Origin of the sequence: Pseudomonas sp. GM18 (assembly GCF_000282195.1) — a bacterium.
Classification (GTDB): Bacteria; Pseudomonadota; Gammaproteobacteria; order Pseudomonadales; family Pseudomonadaceae; genus Aquipseudomonas.
Genome location: NZ_AKJT01000107.1, coordinates 1 through 19,542, shown reverse-complemented (window position 1 = coordinate 19,542; position 19,542 = coordinate 1). Strand labels below are relative to the sequence as shown.

Annotated in this window: 16 protein-coding genes; 5 read left to right on the top strand and 11 right to left on the bottom strand. The window is 60.7% G+C overall.

Features of this window, described 5'->3' with window-relative positions; all coding sequences use genetic code 11:
* The first annotated feature begins 132 nt into the window (after positions 1 to 132).
* The 3 genes from PMI21_RS03435 to PMI21_RS03445 are packed head-to-tail and all read left to right on the top strand — an operon-like array spanning position 133 to position 5,617.
* The gene (locus PMI21_RS03435; RefSeq protein WP_007941325.1) at positions 133 to 1,377 is read left to right on the top strand and encodes an exonuclease SbcCD subunit D C-terminal domain-containing protein; all 1,245 of its coding nucleotides are present in this window, start codon (positions 133 to 135) and stop codon (positions 1,375 to 1,377) included.
* Positions 1,374 to 5,015: an AAA family ATPase gene (locus PMI21_RS03440; protein ID WP_007941324.1), complete on the top strand. Its 3,642-nt coding sequence runs from the start codon at positions 1,374 to 1,376 to the stop codon at positions 5,013 to 5,015. The genes PMI21_RS03435 and PMI21_RS03440 overlap by 4 nt, the downstream gene beginning before the upstream one ends.
* Positions 5,012 to 5,617 (top strand): glutathione S-transferase, encoded by a 606-nt coding sequence (locus PMI21_RS03445; protein WP_007941323.1) that lies wholly within the window; start codon positions 5,012 to 5,014, stop codon positions 5,615 to 5,617. Before PMI21_RS03440 ends, PMI21_RS03445 begins: the two co-directional genes overlap by 4 nt.
* 157 nt (positions 5,618 to 5,774) lie before the next feature.
* On the opposite strand, the gene PMI21_RS03450 is transcribed toward PMI21_RS03445, so the two are convergent.
* From PMI21_RS03450 to PMI21_RS03485, 9 genes are all read right to left on the bottom strand, one after another.
* Positions 5,775 to 6,032 carry a hypothetical protein gene (locus tag PMI21_RS03450; RefSeq protein WP_007941322.1) on the bottom strand — a complete coding sequence of 86 codons (258 nt, stop codon included), beginning with the start codon at positions 6,030 to 6,032 and terminating at the stop codon, positions 5,775 to 5,777.
* Complete coding sequence (locus PMI21_RS03455; RefSeq protein ID WP_007941321.1) at positions 6,029 to 6,241, bottom strand: hypothetical protein; 213 nt, start codon at positions 6,239 to 6,241, stop codon at positions 6,029 to 6,031. Before PMI21_RS03455 ends, PMI21_RS03450 begins: the two co-directional genes overlap by 4 nt.
* A gap of 115 nt (positions 6,242 to 6,356) precedes the next feature.
* The gene (locus PMI21_RS30020) at positions 6,357 to 6,482 is read right to left on the bottom strand and encodes a hypothetical protein (protein WP_007901166.1); all 126 of its coding nucleotides are present in this window, start codon (positions 6,480 to 6,482) and stop codon (positions 6,357 to 6,359) included.
* 205 nt (positions 6,483 to 6,687) lie between these two features.
* Entirely contained in the window at positions 6,688 to 6,867 is a 180-nt protein-coding gene (locus PMI21_RS03460) for a hypothetical protein (RefSeq protein WP_007941320.1), read from the bottom strand.
* Positions 6,868 to 7,022: 155 nt separating this feature from the next.
* A complete protein-coding gene (locus PMI21_RS03465; RefSeq protein WP_033064215.1) occupies positions 7,023 to 8,192 on the bottom strand; it encodes a lactonase family protein in 1,170 nt (389 codons plus the stop codon).
* Positions 8,185 to 8,481, bottom strand: a complete 297-nt coding sequence (locus tag PMI21_RS03470) for a DUF5629 family protein (protein ID WP_007941318.1) — start codon at positions 8,479 to 8,481, stop codon at positions 8,185 to 8,187. The genes PMI21_RS03465 and PMI21_RS03470 overlap by 8 nt, the downstream gene beginning before the upstream one ends.
* Positions 8,482 to 8,680: 199 nt before the next feature.
* On the bottom strand, positions 8,681 to 10,261 hold the full coding sequence (locus tag PMI21_RS03475) for an aldehyde dehydrogenase (NADP(+)) (RefSeq protein ID WP_007941317.1): 1,581 nt from the start codon (positions 10,259 to 10,261) through the stop codon (positions 8,681 to 8,683).
* 10 nt (positions 10,262 to 10,271) lie between these two features.
* Positions 10,272 to 11,264, bottom strand: coding sequence for an AraD1 family protein (gene araD1 / locus PMI21_RS03480; RefSeq protein WP_007941316.1), 993 nt, complete (start codon positions 11,262 to 11,264; stop codon positions 10,272 to 10,274).
* 66 nt (positions 11,265 to 11,330) lie between these two features.
* The gene (locus PMI21_RS03485) at positions 11,331 to 12,653 is read right to left on the bottom strand and encodes an MFS transporter (RefSeq protein ID WP_007941315.1); all 1,323 of its coding nucleotides are present in this window, start codon (positions 12,651 to 12,653) and stop codon (positions 11,331 to 11,333) included.
* Positions 12,654 to 12,846: 193 nt separating this feature from the next.
* On the opposite strand from PMI21_RS03485, the gene PMI21_RS03490 reads away from it, so the two are divergent.
* On the top strand, positions 12,847 to 14,583 hold the full coding sequence (locus PMI21_RS03490) for an IlvD/Edd family dehydratase (protein WP_007941314.1): 1,737 nt from the start codon (positions 12,847 to 12,849) through the stop codon (positions 14,581 to 14,583).
* A 200-nt stretch (positions 14,584 to 14,783) separates the two neighbouring features.
* On the top strand, positions 14,784 to 15,503 hold the full coding sequence (locus tag PMI21_RS03495) for a FadR/GntR family transcriptional regulator (protein ID WP_086776271.1): 720 nt from the start codon (positions 14,784 to 14,786) through the stop codon (positions 15,501 to 15,503).
* A 73-nt stretch (positions 15,504 to 15,576) separates the two neighbouring features.
* Here PMI21_RS03495 and PMI21_RS03500 read toward each other — a convergent pair whose 3' ends face one another.
* On the bottom strand, positions 15,577 to 17,961 hold the full coding sequence (locus tag PMI21_RS03500; protein ID WP_007941312.1) for an efflux RND transporter permease subunit: 2,385 nt from the start codon (positions 17,959 to 17,961) through the stop codon (positions 15,577 to 15,579).
* Positions 17,962 to 17,989: 28 nt separating this feature from the next.
* Complete coding sequence (locus PMI21_RS03505; RefSeq protein WP_007941310.1) at positions 17,990 to 19,057, bottom strand: WD40/YVTN/BNR-like repeat-containing protein; 1,068 nt, start codon at positions 19,055 to 19,057, stop codon at positions 17,990 to 17,992.
* Positions 19,058 to 19,542: the final 485 nt, after the last annotated feature.

The following is a 19,542-nucleotide window of genomic DNA, read 5'->3' as shown; positions in this document are numbered from 1 at the left end:
CCGAACGCAGGCTTCGCCAGCTGCTACAAAGAGTGCCTGACCACATCCCAAGTGTTTGCCAGTAAACTCTCCTCTCTTTGAGCCGCCATCATTCTTCTTGCGGCCATCACTTTATTTGTTGCGGAGTACGCCTTGCGTCTGTTCCACACCTCCGACTGGCACCTTGGGCAAAACCTGCACGGCCAGGAGCGCGATTTCGAGCACGCCTGTTTCCTCGACTGGCTGCTGCGTCAGCTGAAGCTGGAGCAGCCCGATGTGCTGCTGATTGCCGGCGATATCTTCGACACGGTCAACCCGCCGGTCAAAGCCCAGGAACGCCTCTACGATTTCATCGTCAGCGCCCACGAACAGCAACCCTTGCTGACCATCGTGATGATCGCCGGTAACCACGACTCCGGCTCGCGCATCGAACTGCCCGCGCCGTTGATGCGCCGCTTGCGCACTCACGCGCTCGGGCGCGTGCTGTGGCTGGATGACGGTCAACTGGATGCCGAACGCCTGTTGCTGCCGTTGCCGGATGCCAGCGGCGCAATCGCTGCCTGGTGCCTGGCGCTGCCGTTCCTGCGTCCCGCCGAAGTGACCGGCGCGCATCTGGGTGACAACTATTTGCGCGGTATCGGCCAGGTTCACGAATGGCTGATCGAAGCGGCGAACGCCAAGCGCAAGCCGGGTCAGGCGCTGATCGCCATCAGCCATGCGCACATGGCCGGCGGTTCGGTTTCCGAGGACTCCGAGCGCAGCCTGATCATCGGCAACGCCGAAGCCCTGCCCGCCAGCCTGTTCGGGCCGAGCATCAGCTATGTCGCCCTCGGGCATTTGCACAAACCGCAGAAGGTCAACGGTGAAGAACGCATCCGCTACAGCGGCTCGCCGATACCTCTGTCGTTTTCCGAGATCGGTTACCAGCATCAGATTCTCGACATCAAACTGGATGGCGAAACCCTGCTCAGCGTCGAACCGAAACTGATCCCCCGGCCAGTGAACCTGCAACGCCTCGGCCCCGCGCCGCTGGCGGAGGTCCTGCTACAACTGGCCGACCTGCCCAACATCGACCTGCTCGCCGACATCCAGCGCCAACCATGGCTGGAAGTGCGGGTGCGTCTCGACGAACCGCAACCGGACCTGCGCCATCAAGTGGAAACGGCCCTGCAAGGCAAGGCGGTACGACTGGTGCGGATTGCTGCCGAATACGCCGGCAACGGCAGCCGCGACGGCGTCGATGACGGCGCCACTTTGATCGAGCTGGATCAGCTGACGCCGCAGGAACTGTTCAGCCGCGCCTGGCAGGACAACTACGGCAGCGAGGTCGACGAGCAAACCCTCAACGACTTCGCCGAGCTGTTGCAAGACGTGCAGATGGAGAGCGAACAACCATGAAAATCCTCGCGATCCGCCTGAAAAACCTCGCCTCCCTGGCTGGGCCGTTTGAAATCGACTTCACCGCCGAACCCTTGGCCAGTGCCGGTCTGTTTGCGATTACCGGGCCGACTGGCGCCGGCAAAAGCACGCTGCTCGATGCGCTGTGTCTGGCGCTGTTTGGCGCCGTGCCGCGGCTGAACAACGCTCAAGCTTCCGCCAAAACCCCGGACGCCGATGGTGAAATCAGCACTGGCGATCCGCGTACGCTGTTGCGTCGCGGCACCGGTGAAGGCTTTGCCGAAGTGGATTTTGTTGGCATCGATGGCCGCCGTTATCGCGCACGCTGGGAAGCCAATCGTGCCAGGGAAAAGGCTGGTGGCAAACTGCAAGCCAGTCGCCAGAGCCTGCGCGATATCGATCAGGATCAACTGCTCGCCAGTCAGAAACTTGAATTCAAAAGCCAGATCGAGTCCGTACTGGGCCTGAACTTCGAACAGTTCACCCGCGCCGTGTTGCTGGCCCAAAGCGAGTTCAGCGCGTTCCTCAAGGCGGACGACAACGACCGTAGCGAACTGCTGGAAAAGCTCACCGACACCGCGCTCTACACCCGCCTCGGTCGCCGCGCCTTCGACAAGACCAAAGAAGCCCGCGAAGCCCACAAGCTGTTGCAGGACCAGGCCACCGGGGTCACGCCGCTGTCGCCGGAAGCGCGGGCCGAGCTCGATGAGCGCTTCAACGACGCGCAGCAACAACTCAAGACCCAGCAGGCGCAGCTCAAGCAATTGGAGTTGCAACACACCTGGCTCAAGGACCTGCACCAGTTGCAGGACGCACAACGGAGCGCCACCGAGCAACTGCAATCCGCCCAGCAGCATTGGAACAACCTGGCCAGCGAGCGCTTGAAGCTGACCCGCCTGGAGCAACTGGCCCCGCAACGGCACCAATTCGCGCGAAAGACCGAACTGACCACCCAGCTCACACCGCTGGCGGCGCAGATTCAGCAGCATATTCAACAGCAGACTGAACTGAACGCGCGTCAGGCTCAGCTCGAACACAGCCTGAGCGCGGCGCAAACGGCACTGGCCGCGGCGCAGAGCCAACACAGCCACAGCGCACCACTGCTGCGTCAGGCCTTTGAAGAGCAAAGCACCCTCGCCCGTCTGGTCAAGGATGCCACCCTCAGTGCCGACCTCAAGCAGCAGGCGGAATTGGCCTGTACTCAGGGCCAAAGCACGATTCAGGGTTTGCTCGACCAACAGAAACAGGTCGCGGAACGGTTGCAGCGAATGGCCGGTGAGCTTGAGCAAAGCACTCATCTGGCGCCGCTGAGCGATGCCTGGAACGCGTACCGCGATCGTCTGCAGCAACTGATGCTGATCGGCAATCGCTTGAACAAGGGCCAGACCGAACTGGCCGCCCTGGAGCAAAGCGCCACCCGCGCCGCCGAGGATCTGGCCATCCAGCGCCAGAGCCTTGAGCTGCTGTACAAAGAGGCCGGCGCCGAGCCCGAAGCGGTGGCCGAGCAGATTCAGATCCTCGGCAGTCTGCTCCAAGACAACCGCAAGCAACTGCGGGCCATTGAAGAGCTGACTCGGCTGTGGGCCAGCCTGCAGGAACTGGATAAGCGCGGCGCCGAGTTGCAGCAGCGCCAACAGGTAGCACTGCAAGAACGAGATCGCTTAACCCGCGAAGGTGGCGAAGCAAAGGCTGAATTAGCAGTTGCCGAACAGACCCTGACCGTCACCCGCGAACTGCTGGAGCGTCAGCGACTTGCGCGCAGCGAAAGCGTTGAACAATTGCGCGAACAACTGCAGGACGATCAGCCCTGCCCCGTATGTGGCAGTGCCGAGCACCCTTACCATCAGCCAGAAGCGCTACTGCAAAGCTTGGGTCGTCACGATGAAAACGAGCAGGCCAACGCCAAAAAAGCCGTCGATCTACTCAATGAAAAAGTCATCGATCTGCGAGCCCAATACAGCGGAATAATCGCTCAACTGAAAGAGCTGAAACAGCAGCAAGAACAACTCGCCACTCAGCAACAGAGCTTGGCGCCGAGCCTGGAAGCGCACCCTCTGTCTGCTCAACTGTTGGCCCAGGACGCAAACAAACGCGATGCCTGGCTGACCCAACAAAGCAGCCAGTTGAACCAGAGCATCACCCAGGACGAACAGCGGCAAACCGCCCTGCTCACCCTGCAACAGGATGCCGCGCGCCTGGCGCAGCAACTGCGCAGCGCTGAAGCGGCGAACCAACAGGCGACACAACACCTGCTCAACCAGCAACGGGAGTTGAGCAGCGATCGCCAACGCCTGGACGAAGAACTGACCGCGTTCAGCAGCCTGCTGCCAGCCGAGACGCTGGAAGCGCTGCGTAACGAACCCGCCGCGACCTTCATGCAGCTCGACCGGCAGATCGCCCAGCGTCTGCAACAACTCGAGCAGCAGCGCGATGAACTCGATGAACAGCAACAACGCCAACAGACGCTGGACAAAGAACAGGACCGCCAGCAGACTCGCACCCAGCAACTGGACGCCGCGCAGCAGCAGTTCAGCGCGCTGGCCGGGCAACAACAGGCTTGCCAGGAAAAACTGACACAACTGCTGGGCGAACACGCCAGCGCCGAACAATGGCAGCAGCAACTGGATCAGGCCGTCGAGCAGGCGCGCAGCGCCGAGGCGACGGCCAATCAGGAACTGCAAAGCGTGCGCACGGGGCTGGTGCAACTGGCCGCCGAACTCAAGGCGCAACAGGAGCGTGCGCAAGCCCTGGAAAGCGAAGACCGAGAGCTGAGCAGCAAGATCGCCGACTGGCGCGCGCAGCATCCGGAGCTGGACGACGGTGGGCTGGAAGCGCTGCTCGGCGTCAACGACCAACAGCTCAGCGAGCTGCGTCAACGATTGCAGCAAAGCGAACAAGACATCGCCCAAGCCAAGGTGCTCTTGCAGGAGCGGGATCAGCGCTTGCTCGATCATCAGGCGCAGCACAACGGCAACCTGGGCGCCGAACAACTGGCCACTGCGCTTGCCGAACTGCAAAACCTGTTCGCCGCCAGCGAGCATCGCTGCGCCGAATTGCGCGCCGAACAAACCGAAGATCAGCGTCGACAGAACGCCAATCAGGCACTGGCGCAGCAGATCGCCGACACCTACGCCGAGTACCAGCGCTGGGCGCGCTTGAATGCGCTGATCGGTTCGGCCACCGGCGACACCTTCCGTAAAATCGCCCAGGCCTACAACCTCGACTTGCTGGTGCATCACGCCAACGTTCAGTTGCGGCAACTGGTGCGGCGCTATCGCCTGAAACGGGGCGGCAGCATGCTCGGCTTATTGGTGATGGACACCGAAATGGGCGATGAACTGCGCTCGGTGCATTCGCTGTCCGGCGGTGAGACGTTCCTGGTGTCGCTGGCCCTGGCACTCGGCTTGGCATCGATGGCGTCGAGCACGCTGAAAATCGAATCGTTGTTCATCGACGAAGGCTTCGGCAGCCTCGACCCCGAATCCCTGCAACTGGCCATGGACGCCCTCGACGGCCTGCAAGCGCAGGGACGCAAGGTCGCGGTAATTTCCCACGTACAGGAAATGCATGAACGGATTCCGGTGCAGATCCAGGTCCACCGTCAGGGCAACGGCCTGAGTACCTTGGAGGTGAAATGATCACGCTGTATTCGTTCCGCCGCTGCCCCTACGCCATGCGCGCTCGCATGGCCCTGCGTTATTCGGGAGTTGCGGTGAATATCATCGAGGTCAGCCTCAAGGCCAAACCGGCCGAAATGCTCGCGCTGTCGAGCAAAGGCACGGTGCCGGTGCTGAGCGTGGACGGCCGGGTGATCGATGAAAGCCTGGAAGTCATGCGCTGGGCGCTGGCGCAGAACGATCCGCAGGACTGGTTGCTCAAGGATGACCCTGTCGGGCAGCAATACATCGCCAGGCTGATCGACGAGAACGATCAGGTGTTCAAGGTGCATCTGAATCGCTACAAATACGCCGAGCGTTATCCCGAGCAGCCGATGACGTTTTATCGCGCCGAGGGCGAGGTGTTCTTGCGCAAGCTGGATCAATTGCTGGAGGGGCGCGACTACTTGCTGGGCGAGCACCCGAGCCTGGCGGATGTCGCCTTGATGCCGTTCGTGAGGCAATTCGCGCATGTGGATCGCGAATGGTTCGGGCAGACGCCTTATGGGCGATTGCAGGGCTGGTTGCAGCGGTTCATCGAGTCGGAGTTGTTCACAGGTGTGATGCAGAAGCAGCCTTTGTAGCAGCTGCCGAGCGTGCGAGGCTGCGTTCGGCTGCGTAGCAGTCGTAAACTCGGCTGATGCGGTCTGACTGATGCACCGCAAGCTCTGGTTTTACGACTGCTCCGCAGCCGAACGCAGCCTTCGGCAGCTGCTACAGGTGTGGGTGCAGGTGAGGGATTCAGGCCAACACCGAGCACATCCCCAACGCCGAACAATCCACCTGGAATGGCCCGAAGAATTCACCATTGGATTTGCTCGGTGGATTACCCACCAGCAACTCCAGCGCTTTGGCGGTCTGGATGTTGTGGGCGATGTTGTGGTTGCATTCGATGGCGCGTGCCACCGACCCCGCCGAGCCTTGCCCGATCCCTAATAACGAAGCGCCATTGGTCATGAACGCCAGGAAGGCGATGACCCAGAGTCTGCGTCCTTTCATGCCCCTGCCACTCCCGCCACGTCGACCTCATTAACCACCGCGTTTTGAGCGCGGTGTTCGAACTGGATGCCGGGATAAGCGACCTGAATCGGTGCTTGAAGGCTGTGTTGCGATTGAGCCGAAAGGCTGACGACCAACACCATGGCCACGTAAAGACCAATGGCCAGGTAGGCGCCGTGTTTGGCAGAAGTGAGGATGGTGCTGGCCATGGTGTTCTCCGTGGGCATGTTTCAGTGCCCACAGAATCGATCAAAAAACAGAAGATAACTAGCGACCTTTATGCATAGTAGCTATCAGTTTTATTGATCTTGAACCCCACGTGTTTCAGTCCTCGATAAAACTCATCAAGCGCTCACGGGCCGCGTCCGGCTCGTTGGGAACGGGCTGGGCAGCCGACAGAATCGGGGTGGAATAGAGAAACAGGAGAACCACTGCCAGACGCATCGCCATGCTGTCGATCCTTTTAGAGAAGGAGTCAAAAAATCAGCGTCAAATTTAAACACGTGGCCATGTGATATCAAGCATTACATTGATAGCAATATGATGCTGTCGTAAATGCGTTATGCAGGAGCGACATCACTTCGGGGCTTTTCGACGCCTGTGGGCCGATCGGCAAGTGACTTCGCTCCTGCATAAAGGGTGCAGGGCTGACATTTCAGTGTTGGGCTTTGTGATCCAGCGCGGCGTAGAAGTTGGCGCTCTGTTGCAGGTATTTCTGGGTGTAGCTTTGGGTGTGGGATTTTTTGTCGCTGATTTCAACGTTGGCGCTGGCTGGCAGTGCAACCGTGGCGGAAATAGCGGAAGCGGCGATGACAGAGAAAAGATTGAAGTTCATGGCGGTATTCCTCGATTCAGTTGGCTTGCTTGCCCGGTTGGGCCGTGAAGCAAACTTAACTCCCGAGGGTCGGCGCCTTGAAATGCTTTGTAGCATTAGCCGATATCAGTCTCATTAATAGAAGGTTGCAGGCCCCATCAACCGGGGCCTGCGGCCTATTGACGCAGCAGGAACTTGAGATCGCTCGGGGCATCCATCGGCAGTTTTTGCACGGTTTTGCCCAACAGACCGGTCTTGGCATTGCGCTCGATGACGACAATCTGGTTGCTCTTCTGGTTGGCAATCAGCACGAACTTACCGCTCGGGTCGAGGCTGAACTCGCGCGGGTGATCGCCGTCCACCGAGCGACGCTGAAGCTCCTTGAGGTGGCCGGTTGCCGGGTCGATGGCGAACACCAGCAACTGATTGGCGGTGCCACGGTTGCTGACGTAAAGGAACTTGCCATCGACCGAGGCGTGAAGCGCAGCCGCAGCCTTGCCCGATGTGGGCAGCCCCGCCGCCAGGTCGACCAACTGCGTTTGTTCGAGTTCGCCGTCCTTGTAGTCAAATACCGCCACCTGCGCGCTCATTTCCATGGTCAGCCAGGCGTGCTTGCCATCGGCGCTGAACAGCAAATGTCTCGGCCCACTGCCGGGTGGCAACTGGACGAAGGCCGGTTTGGCGGCGGTCAACGGTCGCTCCGGATTGGCCTTGGGGTCGAAGCGATAGACAAAGATTTTGTCCGCGCCCAGGTCGTTGGAAAACACGTAGTGGCCGTCCGACGAAGAAACCACCGAATGCACGTGCGCCGACATCTGCCGCTCGGGGTTGACCCGACTGGCCGGATGACTGCTCATCTGCACCACCGATTTAAGCGTGCCATCGCTGCCCAGCGGTAACACCACCAGGGTGCCGCCCGGGTCTTCAGCCACCGAGTAGTTGCTGACAAACAGATGGCTGGCATCACCGCTGATGCTCGAATGTGTCGGCTCGTTGCCCAGGGTTTGCACCTGATTGATCAGGCTCAGTTGATGGGTTTTCGGATCGATTGCGTAACTGCTGACGCGCCCTACCGGATCGGCCTGCCCCGGGCCGTTTTCGTTGACCGCGAACAGGTGATGTTGATCCTTGGACACGGTCAGCCAGGACGGGTTGGCGCTCTTTACCACTTGCAGGGGTTTGGCATCGATCTGCCCGGTGCGGCTGTCGAAGTTCAGGCGATAAATCCCCTGGCTCTGGCCGGCGGTGTACGACCCCACCAGCAATTCGTAGTTGTCGACCGGCGCTGCCTGCACGCCCATCGCGCCGACGCTGCCGGCGATCAACAGTGGCCAGAAGTTACGCATCTTCATTCGTTTCGTCCTCGTCATCCTGACCGCCGAACGCTTCCATAGGCACCAGCCGGTGCTCACCGGAATCACCAGTGATGATCCAGCTCTTCAAGTCAGCATCGAAAGTCGCTGCCTTGATCTGCGCCATGCTGAACTCCCAGCGCTTGAGCGCCCGACCGTCCATGCATTCGATGTGCAGGTTATCGTCTTCATCGAGAGAGAAGTCGAAAGCGTGCAGCCCGTCGATCTCCAGCATGTCGCAGTGTTCGAGGGCGTTGAGCAAGGTGTCGTTTACGGCAGTCATGGCAGTCAATCTTTGAATGGGAAAGCCGCAATGATAGCTCATCACACCGCAATGATCGTTCCCACGCGCAGCAAAGGAATGCCTCAACGGACGCTCTGCGTTCGGCTGTTGATGTGACGCGGAGCGTCACGGGCTGCATTCCCACGCAGAGCGTGGGAACGATCAGTTACAGCGGACCGAGCCAATCAGTTGTGGGCGGTTAGAGAGCGTCGCGTGATGGCTTGCCATCTACCAGGCGCTGAATACGCAACGGGTTGCCATTCTTCAACGCTTCCGGCAGCAGGCTGTCGGGGTAGTTCTGGAAGCACACCGGGCGCAGGAAACGGTCGATGGCCAGGGTGCCCACCGAGGTGCCGCGCGCATCGGAAGTCGCCGGATAGGGTCCGCCATGGACCATCGAATCGCAGACTTCCACACCGGTCGGATAACCGTTGAGCAAGATCCGCCCGACCTTCTGTTCCAGCAATGGCGTCAGTTCGCCGAAGCGTTCGAAGTCCGCCGGCTCACCGATAATCGTTGCCGTCAGTTGCCCGTGCAGGCCGTTCAGCGCAGCACTGAGTTGCGCCTGATCCGCCACTTCAACGAACACCGTGGTCGGACCGAACACTTCCTCTTGCAGCACTTCATCGCCATCGAGCAACAGGCTCACATTCGCCTTGAACAGCTGCGGCTGCGCCTGATTGCCTTGTTGTGGATTACCCGCCAGATGCTCGATCTGCGGGTGGGCGAGGAGTTTCTGAAGGCCTTTGCCATAACTGCTCAAGGTGCCGGCATTGAGCATGGTTTGCGCCGGCTGATCGCCGATCAACCCGGCCACCTGCTGCACGAACGCACTGAACTGCGGCGAACGAATGCCGATCACCAGACCCGGATTGGTACAGAACTGCCCGCAGCCCTGCACCACCGAAGCCGTGAGGTCACGGGCAATGCTTTCAGCACGAACTTGCAGCGCCTGCGGCAACACGATCACCGGGTTGATGCTCGACATCTCGGCAAACACCGGAATCGGCTGCGGCCGTGCCGCGGCCATGTCGCACAGCGCCCGGCCACCTTTCAGTGAACCGGTAAAACCGACTGCCCGAATCGCCGGATGCTTGACCAGTGCTTCCCCTACTCCGCCGCCGTAGATCATGTTGAACACACCGGCCGGCATCGCGGTTTTCTCGGCAGCGCGGATCACCGCGTCGGCCACCCATTCAGCGGTTGCCATGTGGCCACTGTGGGCCTTGAACACCACCGGGCAGCCAGCGGCCAGGGCGGAAGCGGTGTCGCCGCCAGCCGTGGAAAACGCCAACGGAAAGTTACTCGCGCCAAACACCGCCACCGGTCCCAGGCCAATGCGGTACTGACGCAGGTCCGGACGTGGCAGTGGCTGGCGTTCCGGTAGCGCCAGATCAATCCGCGCGCCATAGAAATCACCACGCCGCAGCACCTTGGCGAACAGACGCATCTGGCCGCTGGTGCGCCCACGCTCGCCTTGAATCCGGGCCGTCGGCAACGCGGTTTCACGGCAGACCACAGCCACGAACTCATCGCCCAGGGCGTCGAGTTCATCGGCAATCGCATCCAGAAATTGCGCGCGGCGTTCGGCGCTCAGGCTGCGATAGGCCGGGTAAGCGGCGGCGGCAGCCTGAGCGGCGGCGTCGACTTCTGCAGCGGTGGCCTGGAAGAAATCGTGGGGCAAGGCCTCGCCAGTGCTGGCATCGACGCTCTGCAGTTTGACGGTGCCGGCAGCGCTGCGCTCACCGCCAATGTAATTGTGACCAAGAATCCGGGTCATGGGGGTCTCCTTAAAGTGTGCCGACGGTGCCGGGTTCGAACGCTGCTTCAACCGGAGCGATGCCGTTGATCAACGGCGCACCGAACTCGGCCTGACTGATCTCGAACACATCGCCCGGCCGGGTGCGGATGCCATCGGCGAAGGACAGGGTCGCGGTGCCGAAAAAGTGGATGTGCACATCGCCAGGGCGCAGGAACTGGCTGTACTTGAAATGGTGATACTCAAGGTTTTCCAGGCTGTGGCACATGTTGGCTTCGCCACTGAGGAACTCGTTCTGCCACAGCACTTCGCCGTCGCGCAGGATGCGGCTGCTGCCCGCCAGGTGTTGCGGCAATTCGCCGACCCGAAGCTCCGGGCCATAGCTGCAACTGCGCAGTTTCGAATGGGCCAGGTAAAGGTAATTCTTGCGCTCCATCACATGATCGGAAAACTCGTTACCCACCGCGAAACCGAGGCGATACGGTTTGCCGTCGTGGCCGATGACATAGAGGCCGCTGAGCTCTGGCTCTTCCCCGGCATCTTCGGCAAAGGGCGGCAACGGGAACGGTTTACCCGGTCGCACGACAATGCTGCCATCGCCCTTGTAGAACCATTCCGGTTGTACACCGGCCTGGCCGGCGGCGGGTTTACCGCCCTCCACGCCCCACTTGAAGATGCGCATGGTGTCGGTCATCGCCGCTTCGTCGCCGGCCTGCTGATGCATTTTGTCCCGGGCCGAAGCGCTGCCCAAATGGGTCAGGCCAGTGCCGCTGACCAGCATATGCGCCGGATCCGGGTGATCCAGCGGCGGCAGGATGCGCAGCTTGGCCAGCAGCTCGGCATAATTGTGGCTGATGCCCAGCCCCAGGGTTTGAACCTGTTGCTCAAGATTGACCCCTGCCTCGATCGCCGCCAGCGCCAGATCCCGCACCGAGTGAGCATCCTGCACTTCACGCACCAGGCCGTCTTCGACCACGCCGACGCGGCGTTCGCCATTACTCAATTCGAACTGAACTAAACGCATGTCTTTCTCCTGTAAACAAACTCGAAAACGCCGCAAGCCCGCGCCCACATTTGAATCGTGTTGACCTCAGGTCCGGGTAGCACCGCGTGCGCTGGCGGCAAACTGGTCGGCCGACAGCACGTGCTTACGCTCCAGCAGGCGATACACCACGCAGGTCAGGATCAGGCCGAACACCATCACGCAGGACAGGAAGTACAGCCCCGACGCCAGGTTGCCGGTGTATTCCTTCAGCGCACCGATCACGAACGGGCCGATGTAGCCGCCGAGGTTGCCCACCGAGTTGATCAAGGCGATCCCTGCCGCTGCACTGGCGCCGGCGAAGAAGCGCCCCGGCAAGGTCCAGAACACCGCGGTGCAGGAAAACAGCGCGAACGCCACCAGGCACAACGCCGCCAATTGCAGCACCGGCACCGACAGCCAGGCGCTGAGGAACAGGCCGATGGCACCCAACACATAAAGCACCGCCAGATGACCGTAGCGATCATTCAGGCGGTCGGAACAGCGCGGGATGATCAGCAAACCGACGATCCCGAAGATGTACGGCACCGACGACACGAACCCGGTCACCAGGTCCGTGCCACCGAACTGCTTGATCAACGTCGGCAGCCACAAACCGAGACCGTAAATGCTCAGAGTCACCGGCAGATAGAACAGCGCCAGCAGCAACACCCGTTTGTCCTTCAGTGCATGCAGCGGATTGCCGTGGCAGGTCTGGCCATATTCGGCGAGGTCTTTCTTCAGTTCCCCGGTCAGCCAGTTTTTCTCGGACTGATCCATCCATTTCACCTGGTCCGGGCCGTCCGGCAAGTAGCGCAGCACCGGCCAGGTCAGCAGGATCGCTGGCGTACCGATGACGATGAACAACCACTGCCAGCCGTGCAGGCCAAGGATGCCGTCCATGCCGAGCAAACCGCCGGACACCGGGCCGGTGATCATCATTGCGATGGGTTGGGAAAGGATGAACAACCCGAGGATCTTGCCGCGATGGCGAATCGGGAACCATTGGGTGATGTAGTACAGCACGCCCGGAAAGAACCCGGCTTCGGCCGCGCCGAGCAGAAAGCGCATCACATAGAAGCTGTTCGGGCCCTGGACGAACGCCATGCCGATGGTAATGGCGCCCCAGGTGACCATGATCCGCGCGAACCAGCGTCGGGCGCCGAAGCGATCGAGCATCAGGTTGCTGGGAATTTCCAGCAGAAAGTAGCCAATGAAGAACAGCCCGGCGCCCAGGCCGTAAGCCGCGTCACCCAGGCCAATGTCGGCGCCCATGTGTAGCTTGGCGAACCCCACGGCTGAGCGATCCACATAGGCGATCAGATACAGCAGGATCAGGAAGGGAATCAGTTTCAGCGTGATGCGACGGATAAGCCGCAGTTCCTGGCTCATGAGTTCGGTCTCCGATTGTTGTTGTTATAGAACCTCGGGGGACGCCTCTCGCGGAAAACCACCAGGGCCATCCCTCCGTTAAAATCGACTATATAGTAATACTATTTAACCAACAACACTTCCAAACAGCCGAAATTGCGCTTATGTTACGCCACAGCCCGAACAATATAGTCATACAATAAGAGAACCGATCATGACTGATAAGAAACCCACCCTGCGCTCCGCCCAATGGTTTGGCACTGCCGACAAGAACGGCTTCATGTACCGCAGCTGGATGAAGAATCAGGGCATCGCCGACCATCAGTTCCACGGCAAGCCGATCATCGGCATCTGCAACACCTGGTCGGAGCTGACCCCGTGCAACGCGCATTTCCGCCAGATCGCGGAGCACGTCAAACGCGGGGTGATCGAAGCCGGCGGCTTTCCTGTGGAATTCCCGGTGTTCTCCAACGGCGAATCGAACCTGCGCCCCACCGCGATGCTCACCCGCAACCTGGCGAGCATGGACGTCGAGGAAGCCATTCGCGGCAACCCGATCGATGGCGTGGTGCTGCTCACCGGTTGCGACAAAACCACCCCGGCGCTGCTGATGGGTGCGGCCAGTTGCGACGTGCCGGCGATCGTCGTGACCGGTGGGCCGATGCTCAACGGCAAGCACAAGGGCCAGGACATCGGTTCGGGCACGGTGGTGTGGCAGCTCAGCGAACAGGTCAAGGCTGGCACTATCACCATTGATGACTTCCTGGCGGCCGAGGGCGGCATGTCTCGTTCGGCCGGCACCTGCAACACCATGGGCACCGCCTCGACCATGGCTTGCATGGCCGAAGCACTGGGTACTTCCCTGCCCCACAACGCGGCGATTCCGGCGGTTGATGCGCGCCGTTACGTGTTGGCGCACATGTCCGGCATGCGTGCGGTGGAGATGGTTCGCGAAGACTTGAAACTGTCGAAAATCCTCACCAAGGAAGCCTTCGAAAACGCCATCCGGGTGAATGCCGCCATCGGCGGTTCGACCAACGCGGTGATCCACTTGAAAGCCATCGCCGGGCGCATCGGTGTCGAACTGGACCTGGATGACTGGACCCGCATTGGTCGCGGCATGCCGACCATTGTCGATCTGCAACCGTCCGGTCGCTTCCTGATGGAAGAGTTCTACTACGCTGGCGGCTTGCCCGCGGTGCTGCGTCGCCTCGGCGAAGCCAACCTGATTCCGAACCCGAACGCCCTCACCGTCAACGGCAAAACCCTCGGCGAGAACACCAAGGACGCACCGATCTACGGCCAGGACGAAGTGATCCGCACCCTCGACAACCCGATCCGCGCCGACGGCGGCATTTGTGTATTACGCGGCAACCTGGCGCCACTGGGTGCGGTGCTCAAGCCCTCCGCCGCGAGTGCCGAATTGATGCAACACCGTGGCCGTGCAGTGGTGTTCGAAAACTTCGACATGTACAAGGCGCGGATCAACGATCCGGAACTGGACGTGGATGCCAACTCGATTCTGGTGATGAAAAACTGCGGGCCCAAGGGTTATCCGGGCATGGCCGAAGTCGGCAACATGGGCTTGCCGGCCAAGCTGCTGGCCCAGGGTGTGACCGACATGGTGCGGATTTCTGATGCACGCATGAGCGGCACGGCGTACGGCACCGTGGTCTTGCATGTGGCACCAGAAGCCGCCGCCGGCGGGCCTTTGGCGGCGGTGAAGGAAGGCGACTGGATCGAGCTTGATTGCGCCAATGGACGTTTGCATCTGGACATTCCGGATGCAGAACTGGCCGCGCGCATGGCCGACCTGCAACCGCCACAACAGCTGCTGGTGGGTGGTTATCGTCAGCTGTACATCGACCATGTGTTGCAGGCGGATCAGGGGTGTGACTTCGACTTCCTGGTCGGATGCCGTGGGGCCGAGGTGCCGCGTCACTCCCACTGACCCATCCGCCGATCGTTCCCACGCGCAACAAAGGAATGCCTCAAGGGACGCTCCGCGTCCCCGCGCGGAAAGTGACGCGGAGCGTCACAGGCTGCATTCCTTTGCTGCGCGTGGGAACGATCATCAAAGGGCTGGATCGCCCACCGCTCGCGCCTGCTATCATGCGCGGCACCCCATTGCTCAGGACCGCGCCGTTCCCCATGGATTACCGCAAACCCTCCGACCGCAAAAGCATGCACTCGCGCATCGTCCAGGAACTGGGCATGCAGATCGTCTCGGGACGTTTCAAACCGGACGACAAACTGCCCGCCGAAGCCCTGTTGTGCGAGGAATACGCGGTCAGCCGGCCAGTCCTGCGCGAAGCCACCCGAGTGCTGGTTGCCAAGGGCCTGGTGTATTCCCGTCCGCGGGTCGGCACCGTGGTCAAGCCGCGCCGGGAATGGCACATGCTCGACCCGGACGTGTTGCACTGGTTGATGCAAAGCAGCCCGCAGAATGAGTTCTTCAGCCTGCTGACCAGCGTGCGCAGCATCATCGAACCGGCCGCCGCCGCCTTGGCCGCGCAGTTCGCCACCGACGAAGACATCGCCTCCATCGGTGAAGCCTACCAACGCATGGAGGCGGCACCGACGCCTGAAGCCTTGTTGCAGCCGGACCTGGATTTCCACAGCCGCATCGCCGACGCGACCCACAACGACTTGCTGGCGAACCTGTGCAACATGTTGTCGGTGGCGATTGCCGAAGCCCTGAAGCACTCCAATCAACGGCCGAATCTGCATGAACTGGCGTTGCCTCGGCATAAGGCGATTCTTACGGCGATCGAGAATCGCGATGCGCTGGGCGCGCGGCATGCGACGTTGGTGCAACTCGACGATGCGCGTAATGCGCTGAACGTAGTGCTCGGCACCGATCCCTCGTAAGGCTGCGATCTTTTGATCTTCACCAACAACAAAGCCGCAACCAAGGTTGCGGCTTTGTTGTTTCTGCGGCCGGTCAGTGAGCGAACAGCGAATTGCCCTTCTGCCCCGCCAGTTTCTCTGGCTTGATCAGGAACCGCGCCAGCGCTGGCAGCAGCCACAACGCGCCGAACATGTTCCAGAGCAACATGAAGGTCAGCATCAGGCCCATGTCGGCCTGGAACTTGATCGCCGAGAAGATCCAGGTGCACACGCCGATCGCCAGGCACAGGCCAGTGAACAGCACGGCTTTACCGGTGGACTTCAGCGTCTGGTAGTACGCCTCTTGCAGCGGCAGACCGGCACGCAGGAAGCTTTCCAGACGGCTGTAGATGTAGATCCCGTAATCCACGCCAATCCCCACCCCGAGCGCCACCACCGGCAAGGTTGCCACTTTCACGCCGATGCCCATGAACGCCATCAACGCGTTACCGAGCACCGAGGTCAGCACCAGCGGCAGCACGATGCACAAGGTCGCCGCCCAGGAACGGAAGGTGATCATGCACATGGTCGCGACGCAGATGTACACCAGAACCAGAATCGTCAGTTCGGAGCGCTTGATCACCTCGTTGGTGGCCGCTTCGATCCCGGCGTTACCGGCGGCGAGGATGAATTCCAGGCCTTCCTTGTTGTTGTCTTTGGCGAAGTCCTGCACTGCATGAACCGCGCGATCCAGGGTTTCTGCCTTGTGATCGTTGAGGAACACCAGCACCGGCGCCAAAGAGCAATTGTTGTTGTACAGACCATCGGCACGGGCGATGGAGTTGTTCAGCACGTCCGGGTTGCGCGACAGGGTTTCCCATTTCAGGTTGCCCTCGTTCATGCCCTTGATCATTTGCTTGGATACGGTCACCAGCGAGATAGCCGACTGCACGCCCTCGGTGTTCTGCATCTTCCACATCAGCTCGTCGATCGGCGCCATGGCTTCATGGCGCGAGCAACCTTCGGGCTTGGTCTTGACCATCACCACCAACACGTCGGAACTGGTGGAGTAATTGTTGATGATGAAGCTGTTGTCCTTGTTGTAACGCGAGTCCGGACGCAGTTCCGGCGCACCCTGGTCGAGGTCGCCGATTTTCAGGTTCTGGCTGTACCAGAGGCCGCCACCGAAGGCGATCAGCGCCAGGGCAATGGAGACCGGTGCGACTTTCGGGCTGGCGAAGTTCGCCAGCAGGCGCCAGAACGGATGCTCGCGATGTGCGTCTTTCTTGCTGCGGTCGACGGCGCGTTTGCTGATACCGACGTAGGAAATGGCCACCGGCAGCAAGATCAGGTTGGTGAACACGATCACCGCCACGCCGATGGACGCGCCGATGGCCAGTTCGCGAATCACACCGATGTCGATGATCAACAGTGTGATGAAGCCCACTGCATCCGCGAGGATCGCGATCATCCCCGGCAGGAACAACTGACGGAATGTACGCCGCGCCGCGGTCAGCGCGTTGTCCGCCTCGCTGGACTGCAAGGCGATACCGTTGATTTTCTGCACGCCATGGGAAATCCCGATGGCGAAGATCAGGAACGGCACCAGCATCGAGTACGGATCCAGCCCGAAGCCGAAAAAGTGCATCAAGCCGAGCTGCCAGACCACCGCCACCAGTGTCGTACTCAGTACCGCCACGGTGCTGCGCATGCAGTTGGTGAACCAGTACAGCAGGATCAGGGTAATGACGAAGGCGACGCCGAAGAACATCACCACCATGACCAGCCCATCGATCAGGTCGCCGACTTTCTTGGCGAACCCGACAATGTGGATCTTCACGTTGGGGTTCTGGGCTTCGAACTTGTTGCGGATCTTGTCTTCGAGTTCGTGCGAAAACTTGCGGTAGTCCAGCGCCAGCAACTTGCCCTGGTCCTGCGGGTCCGGGTAGGACTCCAGCAGCGGGATGTCGACGATGCTCGACTTGAAGTCGTTGGCCACCAGGCGCCCGACTTGCCCGGACTTGAGCACGTTGTTGCGCAGCAGGTCGAGGCTTTGCTGGGAGCCGTTATAGCTCTGGGGGATCACTTCACCGCCGGCAAAGCCCTCCTCCGTCACCTCGGTCCAGCGTACGCTCGGACTCCACAGCGACTTGAGGCCGGAACGGTCGACGCCAGAGATGTAGAACACCTCGTCGTTGATCTGGCGCAGCGTCTCCATGTACTCCTTGGAGAAGATGTCGCCGTCGGTGGCTTCCACGGAAATACGTACGGTGTTGCCCAGGTTCGCCAGATCGTTGCGGTGCTCCATCATTTTTTCAATGAACGGATGCTCGAGCGGGATCATTTTTTCGAAGCTGGTGGACGGCCGGATCAGCGTCGCCTGCCAGAACAGGAAAATACTGACCAGCAGGCAGATGACGATCACCGCCGGGCGGTTGTTGAAGATCAGGCGTTCAAGAAACGTCGCCTTGTCCTGATGAGGAGTGGTTAAGGATGTCATAGACCCGCCTTCTTATTATTTACCCGGCTCATTTGGACGACCCGTTTTTTCCATTCTCTGCGCCCGTTGGCGAAGTGACGCGAACGCCGCCCTGGCCTGCCAGAATCAGATTACCGTTGCCCGCCGCCGTGACCGCCGAGACGGAGATACGATCCGGGCGGTTGAACACGCTGAAGGTTTCGCCGTCGTCGCTGCTGCGAATGACACTGCCGCCATTGCCGACGATCACGATGGAGCCGTCGTCGAGCAGCGTGGCGCCGGACAGGCCGAATTCCAGCGCACCGCGTGCAGCCTTGAGCTCGACCTGCTCCCACGTGGTGCCGAAATCCGTGGAACGGTAGAGATTACCCCGCAAGCCGTAGACCAGCAGCGTGGCCGGTTGCGCAGTGCCGATGACGCCGAACAGCGAGCCTTCGTATGGGCCTTCCAGCTTTTCCCAGGTCTGCCCTTCATCGGCGGAACGGAACATGCTGCCCTGCTCGCCAACGATGAAAATGCCGGAATCCTTGACTGCAGCTATAGCGTTGAGGTGGTACTGGTCTTCGTTGTCCAGGCGATCGCTGGCGTCCTCCCAGTTTTTGCCGCCGTCGGTGGTTTCCAGCAAGGCACCGTAGGCGCCCACGGCAAAGCCGCTGTTGACGTCCTTGAACCAGACGTCGAGCAGCGGCGATTCGCGGCGCAGGTCTTCGAATTGTTTGGTCCAAGTGAGGCCGCCGTCTTCACTGGCGAGGATCTGCGCGTCGTGGCCGACGGCCCAACCGTGTTTGTCGTCGACAAAAAATACCGCTGTCAGCAGTTGCCGGGTCGGCACCTTGGCTTGGGTCCAGGTCGCGCCCTGGTCATCGGAATAAAGAATGTGTCCGCGATCGCCGACCGCCACCAGGCGTTTGCCGGCATGCACGACATCGAGCATCAGGCCTTTGCTGGCCTTGGCGGACTCAATGGAATAAACCACATCGGCGGTCGGCGCGGCAGCGGCCAGCACAGGGGCCGACAGCACGGCACAACCCAACAGCGAGAGCGCTGTAGCCAGCAACGCGAACCTGCGTAACGCCGGCGGGCGGCAAATACTCACACCCATGACAGGCTCACTCATAGACCTTCCCCCATTATTATTGTTAGGTCATTCAACCTTTCAGGGCGCCGTAAGGGGGTGCTCACCGGGACTGCCCTATTCCAGAGCATAGTCCTGAAACCCGCAATCCAGAGCCCCTTCGGAAGCTGGGCTTATCCTATCGGGGTTTGGAAAGGTCTGACAATCGACGCCACGTTATCTTTTGTTAACCGGGGGGATATGCGCAGACGCTGAATGGAGGGACATTCGCAGAGGTGATCGGGGTCTGGGGTACATATCCGTTTCTGCGGTAACGGCGGCTGGCGGTTTCGCTCTTACAGCGAGTCACTTTCGAAAAGCCGGAATGCCGGCCCAGGCGAAAGTAACCAAAGCGCTCTTGCCCCTGTCGTTCGGCCCTTTGCCTAGGCTCAGGGTACCCTCGTTCCGGTCCTGCTCCGTGGGCCCGCCGCCATCGGCCATCCATGGCCGGGGGCGGCTAACCCGGCATCCATGCCGGGTTGCCCACT